Annotated in this window: 14 protein-coding genes and 5 tRNA genes; 17 read left to right on the forward strand and 2 right to left on the reverse strand. The window is 68.0% G+C overall.

Annotation, left to right across the window (positions count from 1 at the left end; translation table 11 throughout):
- The first annotated feature begins 153 nt into the window (after nucleotides 1-153).
- Nucleotides 154-801, forward strand: coding sequence for an RNA polymerase sporulation sigma factor SigH (gene sigH / locus FDZ70_01560; protein ID TLM80218.1), 648 nt, complete (start codon nucleotides 154-156; stop codon nucleotides 799-801).
- Between the two features lie 39 nt (nucleotides 802-840).
- A tRNA-Thr gene (locus FDZ70_01565) sits at nucleotides 841-915 on the forward strand.
- A 69-nt stretch (nucleotides 916-984) separates the two neighbouring features.
- On the opposite strand, the gene FDZ70_01570 is transcribed toward FDZ70_01565, so the two are convergent.
- Together FDZ70_01570 and FDZ70_01575 are read right to left on the reverse strand one after the other, a co-directional pair.
- Complete coding sequence (locus tag FDZ70_01570; GenBank protein TLM80219.1) at nucleotides 985-2547, reverse strand: adenylate/guanylate cyclase domain-containing protein; 1563 nt, start codon at nucleotides 2545-2547, stop codon at nucleotides 985-987.
- Nucleotides 2548-2574: 27 nt separating this feature from the next.
- Nucleotides 2575-3624: a DUF3307 domain-containing protein gene (locus tag FDZ70_01575; GenBank protein ID TLM80220.1), complete on the reverse strand. Its 1050-nt coding sequence runs from the start codon at nucleotides 3622-3624 to the stop codon at nucleotides 2575-2577.
- Here FDZ70_01575 and FDZ70_01580 point away from each other — a divergent pair.
- From FDZ70_01580 to FDZ70_01650, 15 genes are all read left to right on the forward strand, one after another.
- The gene (locus tag FDZ70_01580) at nucleotides 3509-3922 is read left to right on the forward strand and encodes a cyclic nucleotide-binding domain-containing protein (protein TLM80221.1); all 414 of its coding nucleotides are present in this window, start codon (nucleotides 3509-3511) and stop codon (nucleotides 3920-3922) included. The genes FDZ70_01575 and FDZ70_01580 overlap by 116 nt on opposite strands.
- 28 nt (nucleotides 3923-3950) lie before the next feature.
- Nucleotides 3951-4574 carry a hypothetical protein gene (locus FDZ70_01585; GenBank protein TLM80222.1) on the forward strand — a complete coding sequence of 208 codons (624 nt, stop codon included), beginning with the start codon at nucleotides 3951-3953 and terminating at the stop codon, nucleotides 4572-4574.
- Between the two features lie 181 nt (nucleotides 4575-4755).
- Nucleotides 4756-4840: transfer RNA gene (locus tag FDZ70_01590), tRNA-Tyr, on the forward strand.
- Nucleotides 4841-4871: 31 nt separating this feature from the next.
- Nucleotides 4872-4947, forward strand: a tRNA-Thr gene (locus FDZ70_01595).
- A 36-nt stretch (nucleotides 4948-4983) separates the two neighbouring features.
- Nucleotides 4984-5060 (forward strand) — tRNA-Met (locus tag FDZ70_01600).
- Between the two features lie 158 nt (nucleotides 5061-5218).
- Entirely contained in the window at nucleotides 5219-6403 is a 1185-nt protein-coding gene (gene tuf / locus FDZ70_01605) for an elongation factor Tu (GenBank protein TLM80223.1), read from the forward strand.
- A 172-nt stretch (nucleotides 6404-6575) separates the two neighbouring features.
- Entirely contained in the window at nucleotides 6576-6725 is a 150-nt protein-coding gene (gene rpmG / locus FDZ70_01610) for a 50S ribosomal protein L33 (GenBank protein TLM80224.1), read from the forward strand.
- A gap of 33 nt (nucleotides 6726-6758) precedes the next feature.
- Nucleotides 6759-6836 (forward strand) — tRNA-Trp (locus FDZ70_01615).
- Nucleotides 6837-6936: 100 nt separating this feature from the next.
- Complete coding sequence (gene secE, locus FDZ70_01620; GenBank protein ID TLM80225.1) at nucleotides 6937-7215, forward strand: preprotein translocase subunit SecE; 279 nt, start codon at nucleotides 6937-6939, stop codon at nucleotides 7213-7215.
- Nucleotides 7216-7746, forward strand: coding sequence for a transcription termination/antitermination factor NusG (gene nusG, locus FDZ70_01625; GenBank protein TLM80226.1), 531 nt, complete (start codon nucleotides 7216-7218; stop codon nucleotides 7744-7746).
- 58 nt (nucleotides 7747-7804) lie between these two features.
- A complete protein-coding gene (gene rplK, locus FDZ70_01630; protein TLM80227.1) occupies nucleotides 7805-8230 on the forward strand; it encodes a 50S ribosomal protein L11 in 426 nt (141 codons plus the stop codon).
- Between the two features lie 94 nt (nucleotides 8231-8324).
- On the forward strand, nucleotides 8325-9032 hold the full coding sequence (locus FDZ70_01635; GenBank protein ID TLM80228.1) for a 50S ribosomal protein L1: 708 nt from the start codon (nucleotides 8325-8327) through the stop codon (nucleotides 9030-9032).
- Between the two features lie 162 nt (nucleotides 9033-9194).
- Complete coding sequence (locus tag FDZ70_01640) at nucleotides 9195-9902, forward strand: 50S ribosomal protein L10 (protein ID TLM80229.1); 708 nt, start codon at nucleotides 9195-9197, stop codon at nucleotides 9900-9902.
- Between the two features lie 100 nt (nucleotides 9903-10002).
- Complete coding sequence (locus tag FDZ70_01645) at nucleotides 10003-10377, forward strand: 50S ribosomal protein L7/L12 (GenBank protein ID TLM80231.1); 375 nt, start codon at nucleotides 10003-10005, stop codon at nucleotides 10375-10377.
- Nucleotides 10378-10543: 166 nt separating this feature from the next.
- Nucleotides 10544-14195: DNA-directed RNA polymerase subunit beta (locus FDZ70_01650; GenBank protein ID TLM80230.1), on the forward strand; the 3652-nt coding region annotated here is incomplete at its 3' end.

Genomic DNA, 14195 nt, shown 5'->3' on the forward strand with positions numbered 1-14195 from the left:
GCCCGCCATAAGGATTCTTCAGGGAGTCTCCAGGGCGTTGACATCCGGCCGCGACTCTCTCACCGTCGAGGGCGGCCTCGTACTTCGCGCCCTCGCCAAGGGCGCCCAATCCCCCCTCGGGAGCCATGCCGGGGGACCATCGGGGGGATCTTGATGCTGGTGGATGTCGGGGGTGCCCGTCGCCGGTACGATCCGGCGAGGGAGACGGACCTGGTCGCCGCAGCCCAGGCGGGTGACGAACGCGCGAGCGCGCTCCTCTTCGAGCGGTACCGGCCGTTCATCCGGTGCAAGGCTCGCTCGTACTTCCTCGCCGGCGCCGACCGCGAGGACGTCGTCCAGGAGGGCATGATCGGCCTGTACAAGGCGATCCGCGACTACGACCCGTCCCGCCAGTCCAGCTTCCGCTCGTTCGCGGAGCTCTGTGTCACCCGGCAGCTCATCACCGCGATCAAGACGGCGACCCGCCACAAGCACGCCCCGCTGAACAGCTACGTCTCGCTGTCGAAGCCTGCGTCGGTCGAGGAGGAGGGCGAGCGGCTGCTCTCGGACATCCTCGCGGCGAAGGAGGTCTGCGACCCAGCGGAGCTCGTCATCTCCGCGTGGGAGACCGCCAGCATCAGTGCCGGGTTCACCGATGCACTCTCAGCGCTGGAGACCGACGTGCTGCGCCTGTACGTCGACGGCCGCTCGTACAACGAGATCGCCGAATCGCTCGATCGGCACGTTAAGTCGATCGACAACGCGCTCCAGCGCATCAAGCGCAAGATGGAGATCCAGGTCCGTCGCTGCGAGGCCTGCTGAAGCACGCGGTGCCGCGCGCGCTATACAATGGTGCGCACCGCCGGCGTAGCTCAATGGCAGAGCAGCGGTTTTGTAAACCGCAGGTTGTGGGTTCGACTCCCTCCGCCGGCTCCACCGGCTCTTCGTGACGAGGCCCGGACGGTCCCGTCCGGGCCTCGTTTCGCGACCGAGCCGCTCCCGCGCTCACGTGACCGGGTCCATCGGCGGCGGCTTCGGCTCCTGTGCCTCGTCGTAGAGGATCTCGATCACCTCGATCGGCTCGGCGATGTTCTTCAGCTCGAACCTGCCGTGCGAGAAGAGGCGGAACTCGCCTCCCGCGGCGTCGGCGACCGGCCGGGTCGTCATCGCCTGACCGCCGTCCGCGAGGTTCATCACGCGCGCGGCGAGGTTGAGCGCCGCGCCGATGAACGGCCGGCCGCCCTTGTCGAGCACGACCTCGCCCGCGGCGATGCCGATGCGGATCGTCATGTCGCGCTCGGTCGTGCGCGACGAGTTGTAGTCCGCGAGCGCCCGCTGCATCCGCACCGCCGCGGCGACCGCCTGGCCCGGTGTCTGGAACGCTGCCACCAGCCCGTCGCCGCCGGTCGACTTCCCGCGCCCTCCGTGCTCCGTGACGATCGGGAGCAGCAGGTCGCGATGCTTCTGGATCAGCTTCGCCGTGACGAACGACCCTTCCTCCTCGGTCATCTTGGAGAAGGACTTCATGTCCGTGATCATCACGACCGCCTGCGTGGTGTGCTTGGTGGTCAGCTCCTCCTCGGCGCTCTCGATCAGGCGGAGCAGCTCGTCGACGTCCGCGTCCTCGGCCCCCATCGTGGCAGTCCGCGGGCGGCCTTCCGGCACCGTGATGGGCACCGGCGGGAAGACCCACTCCCACACCGCGACGCACAGCAGCGCGACCGGGAGGGAGAAGGCGGCGCCCACGACCATCGCGCCGAGCCCGGCGGGGCTGCCGAGCGCGGCCGCCAGCGCGGTGCTCACCGCGCCGAGGACGAGGACCGCTCCTCCGACCGCGAGGAGTCCGAACAGCGCCCGCCTCGGGTGGTCGTCGCGTCGCTTCATCGCGCCTGCCAGCGCCGCGCCCCCCGCCCACAGGAGCGGCTGGACGACGAGCAGCGGCACGTTGCCGGCCGACCCGAGCGTGCCGAGCGCCTTGCCCGGATCCACGTTGCGGATCGCGTCGGCGAACCAGGCGAACTTGAGCGGCTCGGGCACCGGGTGCGGGAAGACGAGCACCGCCGGGTCGGCGGCGGTCGCGTGTCCGCCGGTCGCGAGGACGCCGACCGCCTCGCGACCCATCAGCAGCCCTGCCACCTCGATCACCAGGCAGGCGATCAGCGCTGCGATCGCGCCCTCACCCGCGCCCATGATGTAGCCGCCGAGCGCGATGACCGCCCACGCCATCCCGGACCTCGAGAGCGCGTAGGCGAGTGCGACCACGACGAACGCGCGCGCGTCCGACTGCCCGAGGTACTGCACGGCGGCGAACCCCACCACGAGGAAGACGCCGGCGACGACGAGGTCCGAGGCGGCCAGCGGGACGGCGGCGGCGACGACGAACGCGAGTACGCCGAGCCCGGGCGAGAAGATGCCCAGGACGCCGGCAAGCAGCGCGAGCAGCCAGTCGACGCCCCCGGGATAGAAGTCCATCGAGTTCAGCGCACCGATGGTGACGGCGAAGAACACGGCTGCCCGGATCCAGCCGAGGAACGCGCCGTTGCGACGGGGGGCGATGCGTCGAGCCACCTTGCGTACCTCCTTCGTCGACGCGCGTCACGCGCCGGAGACCGTCACCACCATCACGTAGGCCGAGTACGCGAGCACGCACAGCGCCAGCCCGGTCGCGCCTTCGACGAGCAGCCGCTCGCGCTCGCGCGAGTCCTTGCGGGTCGCCGTGTACGCGAACCTCGGCACGAACGGCATCACGAGTCCGATGGCGGCGACCAGGGCGACCGTCGCGCCGGGGAAGGCGGCCGGCGCGTAGATCGCGAGCGCGAGCGCCACGCCGCGCTCCGCCATCCCGAGCACCCGGGGGAGGTCCCACTCCAGGATGGTCGTGTCGTGCGAAGGGTCGCCGACGAACGCGCCCGCCGCCTCGAACACGAGGATGGATCCGAGCAGGGTCACGGTCACCAGTCCGTCCACGGCCATCAGCGTCGGCTCGCTGACGGTCATCCAGAACAGGCGGGCGTCACCGCCGACGGTCCACGCGCCGGCGATCCACACGAGCAGCCCTATCGACAGCACGTGCAGTGACTGGTCGAACAGGAAGACGAACAGGCCGCGCGTCGGTGTGCCGATCCGCGCGGCGATCGTGAGCTTCTCGATGACGAAGTGCGCGCCCATGGCCATCACGACGAGCGGCCACTGCACCACGACGTCGTTCCACAGCACGAGTGCGGTCGCCGCTCCGATGAGCCCCACGTGAAGAAGGAGCCCCTGGAGCGACTCGCGCTTGGCGCGCACGAGCGCTCCGGGCTGCAACGCGTAGTCGGCCATGAGGTGCCCGAGGTACAGGCTGAGGAAGAGCGCCATCGTCCCTCCGAGACGGCAGCCGAGTCCGCGCCTATTGTGCATGAAAAGCGCCCGCTCGTCTGTGGCGTCCGTTACATCGTGCCGTTCGTCTGCGCTACAATGCACCCCGCGACACCGCTGGGGGTCGGCGAGGGGCGCGCCGACGGTCGAACGTTCCTGAAAGAGGGCTGCAATGGCGCACGAAGCGTTCCTCGCGAAGGTCCCGCTCTTCTCCAACTGCTCGCTGCAGGAGATCGAGGCGGTCGCCGCCGCGGCGCAGGAGCACGGGTTCCAGCCGGGCCAGATCATCGTGACCCAAGGCACACCCGGCCAGGCTTTCTACATGATCCTGTCCGGCCGGGTCGAGATCCTTCGCGACGGTGCTTCGCTCGGCACCTTCGGTCCCGGGGACTTCTTCGGCGAGATGTCGCTGCTCGACCAAGCGCCCCGCTCCGCGACCATCCGCGCGGTCGAGCAGACTTCGTGCCTCATGCTGTCGAGCTGGGACTTCAAGGCCCTGCTCGAGCAGCACCCGTCCATCGCAGTGAAGCTGCTCGAAGTGCTCAGCCGGCGCCTGAGGGTCGCCGACGAGCGCATAGGCGGGTAGGTGCTTCTTGCCGGAGAGGGGAGACCGAGTGGCACTCGTCACCGGGCAGGCGCTGCTGCAGTGCGCCGCTGAGCGTATCGTCGCCAAGCACTTCGACCGCGTGGGGATGAGTGACGTCACGGTCGTCTATCCGTGGCCGGGCACGTCGAATCACGGCGGCGTCGACCTGACGTACCGCACCGCGGGCCGCACTGTGAAGGCGAAGGTCAAGGCGGACCCCTACTTCGGGCGTGACGCGCTCAAGACGGGCAACCGGGAGTTCAGCTTCTACCGTCCCGAGGGCGGCAACTACGGGTTCGAGGCGATCGCGAACGCGGCGACCCGCGAGCCGGGCTGGATCTTCAACTCCGAGGCCGACGAGCTCGTGTACTACCTGTGTGCGATCGCGCACTGCGAGGACGAGGTCGCCGCGCTGATGAACGAGTCCGACGAGGTCTTCTTCTCGGAGCTCAGGGTCGACCGCGACGAGCTCCACATCCTCCCGATGCGCGAGCTGAGGGCCTGGTTCGAGTCGCACTTCGAGGAGTACACGCCCCGTCCGGTGATGCTGAGCGGCCACTCGGCGTGGTTCCGGTTCGTGCCGCGCGACATTGTCGACAGCGCCGTTGCGGGCGTGCGCGTCACCACCTCGGTCTTCTCGCGCCTCGCCTGACCGGCGCCGCGCTCGCACGCGCCGCCGCCGCTGCCCACGCGGCGGCACTCCGGTCGCCTCACGGGATGGACACTCCCGGGGGCGTGGCGGTGCGTTGACACCCCACAGGGACGCGTGTAGGATTCTCCTGCCTTTCGGCAGACCGGCAACTTGAAAAGCGCAGAGGGGTTTCTTTTTTTTCGGGAGTGTGCCCGAGTGGCTAAAGGGGACGGGCTGTAAACCCGTTGGCTATGCCTACCTTGGTTCGAATCCAAGCGCTCCCACCATGCGGCACTCCGGGACTCGCGGTCCCGTTACGCCCACATAGCTCAGTCGGCAGAGCACTTCCTTGGTAAGGAAGAGGTCACCGGTTCAAGTCCGGTTGTGGGCTCCACGTACCAAGCGCCGGGCGTGTGCCCGGCTCGGTCACGGCGGTGTAGCTCAGTTGGTCAGAGCACACGGTTCATACCCGTGGCGTCGCTGGTTCGAGTCCAGCCACCGCTACCAGCAACAACGCGCGCGGCGCGATTGATAAGTGGCGCAGCGGAGCGTCGAGGTACTGCAGCCCTGATGGGAACAAGGAACGAGCAAGCGAGGAAGAACTGACGGATCGCCGATCGGCCGGCTGCGGCCGACGCCGTCGATGATCCCCTGGAGGAGGAGACATGGCGAAGCAGAAGTTCGAGCGCACCAAGCCGCACGTCAACGTAGGTACGATCGGTCACGTCGACCACGGCAAGACCACGCTGACGGCCGCCATCACGAAGACCTTGGCCGAGAAGGGCTACGCGGACTTCACTCCGTTCGACCAGATCGACAAGGCGCCGGAGGAGCGCGAGCGCGGCATCACCATCGCGATCGCGCACGTCGAGTACCAGACCGACAACCGCCACTACGCGCACGTCGACTGCCCGGGCCACGCCGACTACGTCAAGAACATGATCACGGGCGCCGCGCAGATGGACGGCGCCATCCTCGTGGTTTCTGCGGCCGACGGCCCCATGCCCCAGACCCGCGAGCACATCCTGCTCGCCCGCCAGGTGGGCGTGCCCTACATCGTTGTCTACATGAACAAGGTCGACATGGTCGACGACCCCGAGCTCCTCGAGCTGGTCGAGATGGAGGTCCGCGAACTCCTCAGTGAGTACGAGTTCCCGGGCGACGACACCCCGATCATCAAGGGCTCGGCCCTCAAGGCCCTCGAGGGCGACGAGGAGGCTAAGAAGTCGATCTGGGAGCTCATGGACGCGATCGACTCGTACATCCCCGAGCCGCAGCGTGACATCGACAAGCCGTTCCTGATGGCCATCGAGGACGTCTTCACGATCACCGGGCGCGGCACCGTCGCGACCGGCCGTGTCGAGCGCGGCATCGTCAAGGTCAGCGACGAGGTCGAGATCATCGGCATCCACGAGACCAAGAAGACGGTCGTCACGGGCGTCGAGATGTTCCGCAAGCTGCTCGATCAGGCCCAGGCGGGCGACAACATCGGCGTGCTGCTCCGCGGCATCGCCCGCACCGAGATCGAGCGCGGCCAGGTCCTGTGCAAGCCGGGCTCGGTCACCCCGCACACCGACTTCATGAGCCAGGTCTACATCCTGACCAAGGAGGAGGGCGGCCGTCACACCCCGTTCTTCGACGGCTACCGTCCGCAGTTCTACTTCCGCACCACCGACGTGACCGGCGTGGCGCACCTGCCCGAGGGCACCGAGATGGTCATGCCCGGCGACAACATCGAGATCCGCGGCGAGCTCATCGCCCCGATCGCGATGGAGGACGGCCTGCGCTTCGCCATCCGTGAGGGTGGCCGCACGGTCGGCTCGGGCCGCGTCATCAAGATTCTCAAGTAGTCAGCTTCGCGAGCGAAGGATGCTCGGGGCCCGGCGCCTCGGTGCCGGGCCCCGTCCTTCGCGAAGCCGGCCGCAGGGCCGGCCGTTTGACAGGCACCGACCGAACCGGGGCGATCACGCCCCTCCCGCCGCGGGCTCTCCGGGCCGGCGCGGGTGTCTGGAGGTCTTTTCAATGAGGACGCTCGTCACGCTGGCGTGCACCGAGTGCAAGCGCCGCAACTACACGACGAAGAAGAACAAGCAGAGCAACCCCGAGCGCATCGAGTTCAAGAAGTACTGCAAGTGGTGCCGGACCCACACGCTGCACAAGGAGACCCGCTAGCCGCGGGGACCCGCACCGGGTCCGGGAGTGTACAGGCCAGTAGCTCCAATTGGTTAGAGCGCCGGTCTCCAAAACCGGATGTTGGGGGTTCGAGTCCCTCCTGGCCTGCCAGCAAGACAGCCGCCGCGGCGCGCACCGGCTTTGCGGCGTTCGATCGAGGATGACGGGGGCCGCCCTCACCGTGAGGGCAGCCGCTCGGGACAGGGAAGAGATGGCCAAGGCAGCGACCGCGGATGCCAAGCCGGCCAAGCCGGCGAAGGCGTCCAAGCCGTCCAAGGCGCAGGGCAAGCCGAACGTCTTCGTGCGCTTCGTCCGCTACCTGAAGGACGTGCGCGCGGAGATGAGACGCGTCGTGTGGCCGACCCGCGCTGAGGTGGGCAACTCGAGCGTGGTCGTCGTGACGACACTCGCCATCTTCATCGTGGTGATCTTCGCGTTCGACCAGGTGATCCTGCGGATCGTCCAGATGCTCGACAAGGTGGTCAAGTAGATGGCGAAGAAGTGGTACGTCATCCACACCTACTCGGGCTACGAGAACAAGGTGCGCACGAACCTGCTCCACCGCATCGAGTCGATGGGCATGCAGGACCGCATCTTCGACGTCTTCATCCCCAAGGAGTCCGAGACCGCGATCAAGGGCGGCGGCCGCAAGGTCACGCAGGAGAAGAAGGTCTTCCCTGGCTACATCCTCGTGCAGATGGAGCTCGACGAGGACTCCTGGTACGTCGTGCGCAACACGCCGGGCGTGACCGGGTTCGTCGGGTCGCAGGCCAAGCCGGTGGCCCTCTCGCGCACTGAGGTCGACCGCATCCGCAAGCGCACGCTGGCGGGCGCGAAGCCGCGCACCTCGACCGACTTCGTCGAGGGCATGTCGGTGAAGGTCACCTCGGGCCCGTTCGCCGACTTCGACGGCATCATCGCCGAGGTCAACCCCGACCAGGGCAAGGTGCGCGTCATGCTGTCCATCTTCGGGCGCGAGACGCCCGTGGAGCTCGAGTTCGACAAGGTGTCCAAGATCTAGGTACAAGGGAGCGCGGCGGCCGTGTCGGCCTGCTGTGCGCGATGTGAGGAAGAGCGACGTGGCGAAGAAGGTCATCGGTTACATCAAGCTGCAGATCCCGGCCGGTGCTGCCAACCCGGCGCCGCCCGTGGGTCCCGCCCTCGGCCAGCACCAAGTCAACATCATGCAGTTCTGCCAGGCGTTCAACAACGACACGGCGAGCCAGGCCGGGACCATCATCCCGGTCGAGATCACGGTCTATGAGGACCGCTCGTTCACGTACATCCTCAAGACCCCGCCGGCGGCGGTGCTGCTGCGCCAGGCGGCCGGCGTCGAGAAGGGCTCGCCGACCCCGAACCGCCTGAAGGTCGCGACGGTCACCCGTGACCAGGTGCGCCAGATCGCCGAGACCAAGATGGTCGACCTGAACGCGAACGACGTCGACGCCGCGATGAAGATCATCGAGGGCACCGCGCGTTCGATGGGCATCACGGTCGACGGCTAGCACGAGACGGGAGTCACCCCGCGCGCCGCGCGGGTGAACGTACGCGTGGGAGGGTGCGAAAGAGCGCCCGCGGACCACACAGGAGGAACCGGACATGAAGCACGGCAAGAAGTACTCGGCAGCCGCCGAGAAGCTCGACCGGTCGAAGTTCTACTCGCCCCTTGCCGCCATGCGCCTGGCCAAGGAGACGGCGACGGCCACGTTCGACGAGACCGTCGAGGCGCACTTCCGTCTCGGGATCGACACCCGCCAAGCCGACCAGCAGGTCCGCGGCACGGTGTCGCTGCCCAACGGCACCGGCAAGACCGTGCGCGTGGCCGTGTTCGCCTCCGGCGAGAAGGCCAAGGAGGCCGAGGCGGCCGGCGCGGACGTGGTCGGCGACGACGACCTGATCGAGCGCATCTCGGGCGGGTTCCTCGACTTCGACGCCACCGTGGCCACGCCGGACATGATGGCCAAGGTCGGCAAGCTCGGAAAGGTCCTCGGCACCCGCGGCCTCATGCCGAACCCGAAGCTCGGGACGGTCACGATGGACGTCGCGCGCGTGGTCGGCGAGCTGAAGGCCGGCAAGGTCGAGTACCGCGCCGACAAGTTCGGCATCGCGCACGTCGCGATCGGCAAGGCGTCGTTCACGCCCGAGGCGCTCGTGGGCAACTACGGCGCCGTGCTCGAGGAGATCGTGCGAGCCAAGCCGTCGTCGGCCAAGGGCAAGTACCTGAAGTCCATCACCGTCGCCACGACGATGGGACCGGGCATCAAGGTCGACACCCTCAAGGTGCGCGGCCTGCTCGACGAGGAGTAGATGTTCCTTTCGCCGGCTCTTGCGGCCGGCGTCATGGCGCGTGTAGAATCGCGCCCGCTCTTCACAAACGCATACAGGACCGCTGCCGAAGACAGCAGGCGCCCGGGCTTCACCGGGCTTGATGGGCCCCTCTGAGGGGACCCGCCAGCCGAGGCGGACGGTATCGTGACCGGCGCGACAGCGCGTGACACGAACCTTCCGCGGCCTCCGTCTTCGACGACGGGGGCCGCGTCGTCTCTTCCGGGCGGATGCTTCGGGGAGGCGAGCGGTCCGCTCGGCCGGTGCGGAGGTGCACGTGCCACCGCACCACGAGCGGTCCGAAGCGAAGGGAAGGAGGGAGTACAGAAAGTGCCGACAGAGCAGAAAGTGGCGACCATCGCCGAGATCCGCGACAAGTTCGCGGGCGCCGGCGGCGTGATCCTCGTTGACTACCGCGGGCTCACGGTCAAGGAGATGCAGGGCATGCGCGCGAAGCTGCGCGAGGTCGGCGCCGAGGTGCGCGTGTACAAGAACACGCTCACCGCGCGCGCACTGATCGAGCTCGAGTACCCGTCGATGGACGAGATGCTCGAGGGTCCGACAGCCTTCGTGTTCGCCGGCGATGAGCCGGTGGCGCCGTCCAAGGCGATCTTCGACTACGCCAAGGAGCACAAGGCGCTCGAGGTCAAGGGCGGGCTGTTCGAAGGTCACGTCGTGGCCGCGGCGGACGTCAAGCGTTTGGCGTCGCTACCGAGCCGCGAGGTCCTCATCGCCCAGATCATGGGTGCGCTCCAGAGCCCGGTCCGCAACTTCATGTACCTGTGCAACGCCCCGGCCGGTGCGCTCGCGCGCGCGTTCAGGGCCGTTGCCGACCAGAAGGCCGCCGCGTAGGCGTCCTCACGTATCGCACGAGACAGTGAACGTGCGTCTTTCGCCGGGAGGCGGAAGACGTGACAGAGGAACGGTAAAGGAGCAACACATCATGGCCAAGATCACCCGTGACGACGTGCTGGCGTGGGTCAAGGAGGCTCCGGCGCTGGAGCTCGCCGAGCTCGTCAAGGAGATGGAAGAGGTCTTCGGCGTGTCGGCGGCCGCCCCGGTCGCCGTGGCCGCTGCCGCCCCCGCGGGCGGCGGCGAGGCCGCTGCCGAGGAGAAGACCGCCTTCGACGTCGTGCTCGTCGCCGCCGGCGACCAGAAGATCGGCGTCATCAAGGTCGTCCGCGAGCTGACGGCGCTGGGCCTCAAGGAGGCCAAGGACCTCGTCGACGGCGCTCCGAAGCCGGTGCTCGAGGGCGTCGCCAAGGAGAAGGCCGACGAGGCGAAGACCAAGCTCGAGGAGGCCGGCGCGACCGTCGAGCTCAAGTAGCTCGCGTCCGCCGCTCACGCGTGAACGGCCGGGGCCCTCATGAAGGCCCCGGCCTTTCGCGTCTTCGAAGAAGGCCCCGAAAGGCATTGACCGGCCGGGGTCTTGCAAGTATCTTTATCGTTTGCGACCCAACCGCCCCGATGCCTCTCTGAAGGAGGACCGCCCGGTGCCCTCTGCCGCAGGCTCTTCCCTTGTCGACGCCGGTCTCCGCAAGCGTCGGACCTTCGCCAAGATCCCCGAGATCCTGGACGTTCCAAGCCTCATCGCGTTGCAGGTCGACAGCTACGACTGGTTCCTGTCCGCAGGCCTGCGGGACACCTTCTCCGACATATCGCCGATCTCGGACTTCACCGGCACGCTCGAGGTCAGGTTCTCGAACCACGAGTTCGGCGATCCCAAGTACTCCGTCGAGGAGTGCAAGGACAAGGACATGTCCTACCAGGCGCCGCTCTTCGTCGACGTCGAGTTCGTCAACAAGGAGACCGGCGAGGTCAAGGAGCAGTCGGTGTTCATGGGCGACTTCCCGCTCATGACCGACCGCGGCACCTTCATCATCAACGGTACCGAGCGCGTCGTGGTCAGCCAGCTCGTCCGCTCGCCGGGCGCGATCTTCAAGATCGACAAGCCGGCCGGCGGCTCGGGCGAGAAGCTCTTCATCGTCGGGTCGGTCATCCCGACCCGCGGCGCGTGGCTCGAGTTCTACATCGGGTCGCCGTTCATGTTCCGCCAGTTCGGCAAGCGCACCATCGACGAGGTGGCGTGGGCGAAGCTCGACCGCAAGCGCAAGCTTCCGGTCACGACCGTCCTGCGCGCCCTCGGCATCGCCGAGACCGACGAGGAGCTGCGCGAGATCCTGCTCGATGGGCTGCCGGAGGCCACCTTGGTCGTCGACGCGACGCTGCGCAAGGACCCGGCGACCACGCAGGACGAGGCGCTCGTCGAGGTGTACAAGCGGCTGCGTCCGGGCGAGCCCGCGACGCCGGAGTCCGCGCGTTCGGCGATCGAGGCGCTCTACTTCAAGCCCGAGCGCTACGACCTCGGCGCGGTCGGCCGCCACATGCTCAACCGCAAGATCGGCTCGAAGGTCGACGCGGGCGAGCGGACGCTCACGAACGAGGACGTCGTGGGCATGGTCAAGTACCTGCTCGGGCTGTGGGTCAACGACGAGAGGACCACAGGCGCGCGCTACTCGGACTTCGGCGCGCCCGTCGCGCGCGTGGGTGCGCAGTCCGCGCCGGGCGCGGGCCACTTCGCGCTCGACGACCAGGACCACATGGGCAACCGCCGCATCCGCACCGTCGGCGAGCTCATCCAGAACCAGTTCCGCATCGGGCTCGCGCGCATGGAGCGCGTCGTGCGCGAGCGCATGACCACGCAGGACGTAGACCAGATCACGCCGCAGACGCTCATCAACATCCGGCCGATCGTCGCGTCCATCAAGGAGTTCTTCGGCTCGAGCCAGCTGTCCCAGTTCATGGACCAGACCAACCCGCTGGCCGGTCTGACGCACAAGCGCCGCTTGTCGGCGCTCGGCCCCGGTGGCCTGTCGCGCGAGCGTGCGGGCTTCGAGGTCCGCGACGTGCACCCGAGCCACTACGGCCGCATGTGCCCCATCGAGACGCCTGAAGGCCCGAACATCGGCCTCATCGGCTCGCTGGCGACCTACGGCCGCATCAACGAGTTCGGCTTCATCGAGACGCCGTACCGCCGCGTGGTCAAGGGCAAGGTCACCGACGAGATCGAGTACCTGACGGCCGACCGCGAGGAGGAACACATCATCGCGCAGGCGAACGAGCCGTTCGATGCGAAGACCGGCAAGTTCACGCGCGCGAAGGTCCTGTGCCGCCTGCCGGGCGGCGAGCCCGCCGAGGTCAAGCCGGCCGACGTCGACCTGATGGACGTCTCTCCGCGTCAGATGGTGTCGGTGGCCACCGCGCTCATCCCGTTCCTCGAGCACGATGACGCGAACCGCGCCCTGATGGGCTCCAACATGCAGCGCCAGGCCGTCCCGTTGCTGCGGCCGGCCGCGCCGCTGGTCGGCACCGGCCTCGAGCACCGCGCGGTCGTCGACACCGGCGAGATCATCCGCGCCTCGCGCGCGGGCGTGGTCGAGTCCGTCGACAGCAGACTCATCGTCGTGCGCGCGAAGGACGGCACGCTCGACGAGTACCGCATGCCCAAGTACATGCGCAGCAACCAGGGCACCTGCATCAACCACCGCCCGGTCGTGGCCGAGGGCCAGAAGGTGGCCGCCGGCGACGTGCTCGCGGACGGCCCCTCGACCGAGGCCGGCGAGCTCGCGCTGGGTCAGAACCTCACGGTCGCGTTCATGCCGTGGGAGGGCTACAACTACGAGGACGCCATCATCCTGTCCGAGCGCGTCGTGCGCGACGACCTGCTGACCTCGATCCACATCGAGGAGTACGAGGTCGAGGCCCGCGATACCAAGCTCGGTGCCGAGGAGATCACCCGCGAGATCCCCAACATCGGTGAGGACATGCTGTCGAACCTCGATGAGGACGGCATCATCCGCATCGGTGCCGAGGTGTTCCCGGGCGACATCCTGGTCGGCAAGGTCACCCCCAAGGGCGAGACCGAGCTCACGGCCGAGGAGCGCCTGCTGCGCGCCATCTTCGGCGAGAAGGCCCGCGAGGTCCGCGACACGTCGCTCAAGGTCCCGCACGGCGAGACCGGCCGCGTCATCGCGGTGCGCAAGATGTCGCGCGAGGCCGGCGACGACCTCAACCCGGGCGTCAACCAGCTCGTGCGCGTGTACGTCGCGCAGAAGCGCAAGATCAACGAGGGTGACAAGCTCGCGGGCCGCCACGGCAACAAGGGCGTCATCTCCAAGATCCTGCCGGTCGAGGACATGCCGTTCCTCGCGGACGGCACGCCGGTCGACATCATCCTGAACCCGCTCGGAGTCCCGTCGCGAATGAACATCGGGCAGCTGCTCGAGACGCATCTCGGCTGGGCGGCCGCCGTGGGCTGGGACAACGACCCGAAGCAGGCGAAGGCCGTCGACGGCCCGATGCACGTCGCCACGCCGGTGTTCGACGGCGCACGTGAAGAGGAGATCGCCGACACGCTCGAGGCCGCGGACCGCAACATGCGGCTGCGCGCGCAGGGCCGCTTCGGCAAGAAGTACGTCGAGGCGCTCGTGCCGCAGATCGAGCGCAACGGCAAGACGCAGCTGTTCGACGGCCGCACCGGCGAGCCGTTCCGCGAGCCGGTCACCGTCGGCGAGATCTACATGCTGAAGCTGCTCCACCTGGTCGACGACAAGATCCACGCGCGCTCGACCGGCCCGTACTCGCTCATCACGCAGCAGCCGCTCGGTGGCAAGGCGCAGTTCGGCGGCCAGCGCTTCGGTGAGATGGAGGTGTGGGCCCTGTACGCGCACGGCGCTGCCTACGTGCTGCAGGAGATCCTCACCATCAAGTCCGACGACGTCCTCGGCCGCGTCAAGGCGTATGAGGCGATCGTCAAGGGCGAGAACATCCCCGAGCCGTCGATCCCCGAGTCGTTCAAGGTCCTCGTCAAGGAGATGCAGTCGCTGTGCCTCGGCGTGGAGCTCATCTCGGAGACGGGTGAGGAGATCGAGCTCAAGGAGTCCGACGACGACGTCTTCAAGACGGCCGAGGAGTACGGCCTGCTCGCGGGCGTCGACGACTCCGGAACCGCCGGAGGCGAGGGCGGCATGGCCGGCCTCGAGGACCTGATCGAGGGCGGCATGGAGGACCTCGGCATCTCGCTCGAGGGCCTCGTCGAGGACGAGGAGCGCGCGGACGACATGGGCGACTCGGACGACGGCGAGC

This window comes from Actinomycetota bacterium, from assembly GCA_005774595.1.
Lineage (GTDB): Bacteria > Actinomycetota > Coriobacteriia > Anaerosomatales > D1FN1-002 > D1FN1-002.

Coding starts and splice junctions, on each gene's coding strand:
- sigH (TLM80218.1), top strand. CDS start 154: ATGCTGGTGGATGTCGGGGGTGCCCGTCGCCGGTACGATCCGGCGAGG.
- FDZ70_01580 (TLM80221.1), top strand. CDS start 3,509: ATGGCGCACGAAGCGTTCCTCGCGAAGGTCCCGCTCTTCTCCAACTGC.
- FDZ70_01575 (TLM80220.1), bottom strand. CDS start 3,624: ATGATCTGGCCCGGCTGGAACCCGTGCTCCTGCGCCGCGGCGGCGACC.
- tuf (TLM80223.1), top strand. CDS start 5,219: ATGGCGAAGCAGAAGTTCGAGCGCACCAAGCCGCACGTCAACGTAGGT.
- rpmG (TLM80224.1), top strand. CDS start 6,576: ATGAGGACGCTCGTCACGCTGGCGTGCACCGAGTGCAAGCGCCGCAAC.
- secE (TLM80225.1), top strand. CDS start 6,937: ATGGCCAAGGCAGCGACCGCGGATGCCAAGCCGGCCAAGCCGGCGAAG.
- nusG (TLM80226.1), top strand. CDS start 7,216: ATGGCGAAGAAGTGGTACGTCATCCACACCTACTCGGGCTACGAGAAC.
- FDZ70_01635 (TLM80228.1), top strand. CDS start 8,325: ATGAAGCACGGCAAGAAGTACTCGGCAGCCGCCGAGAAGCTCGACCGG.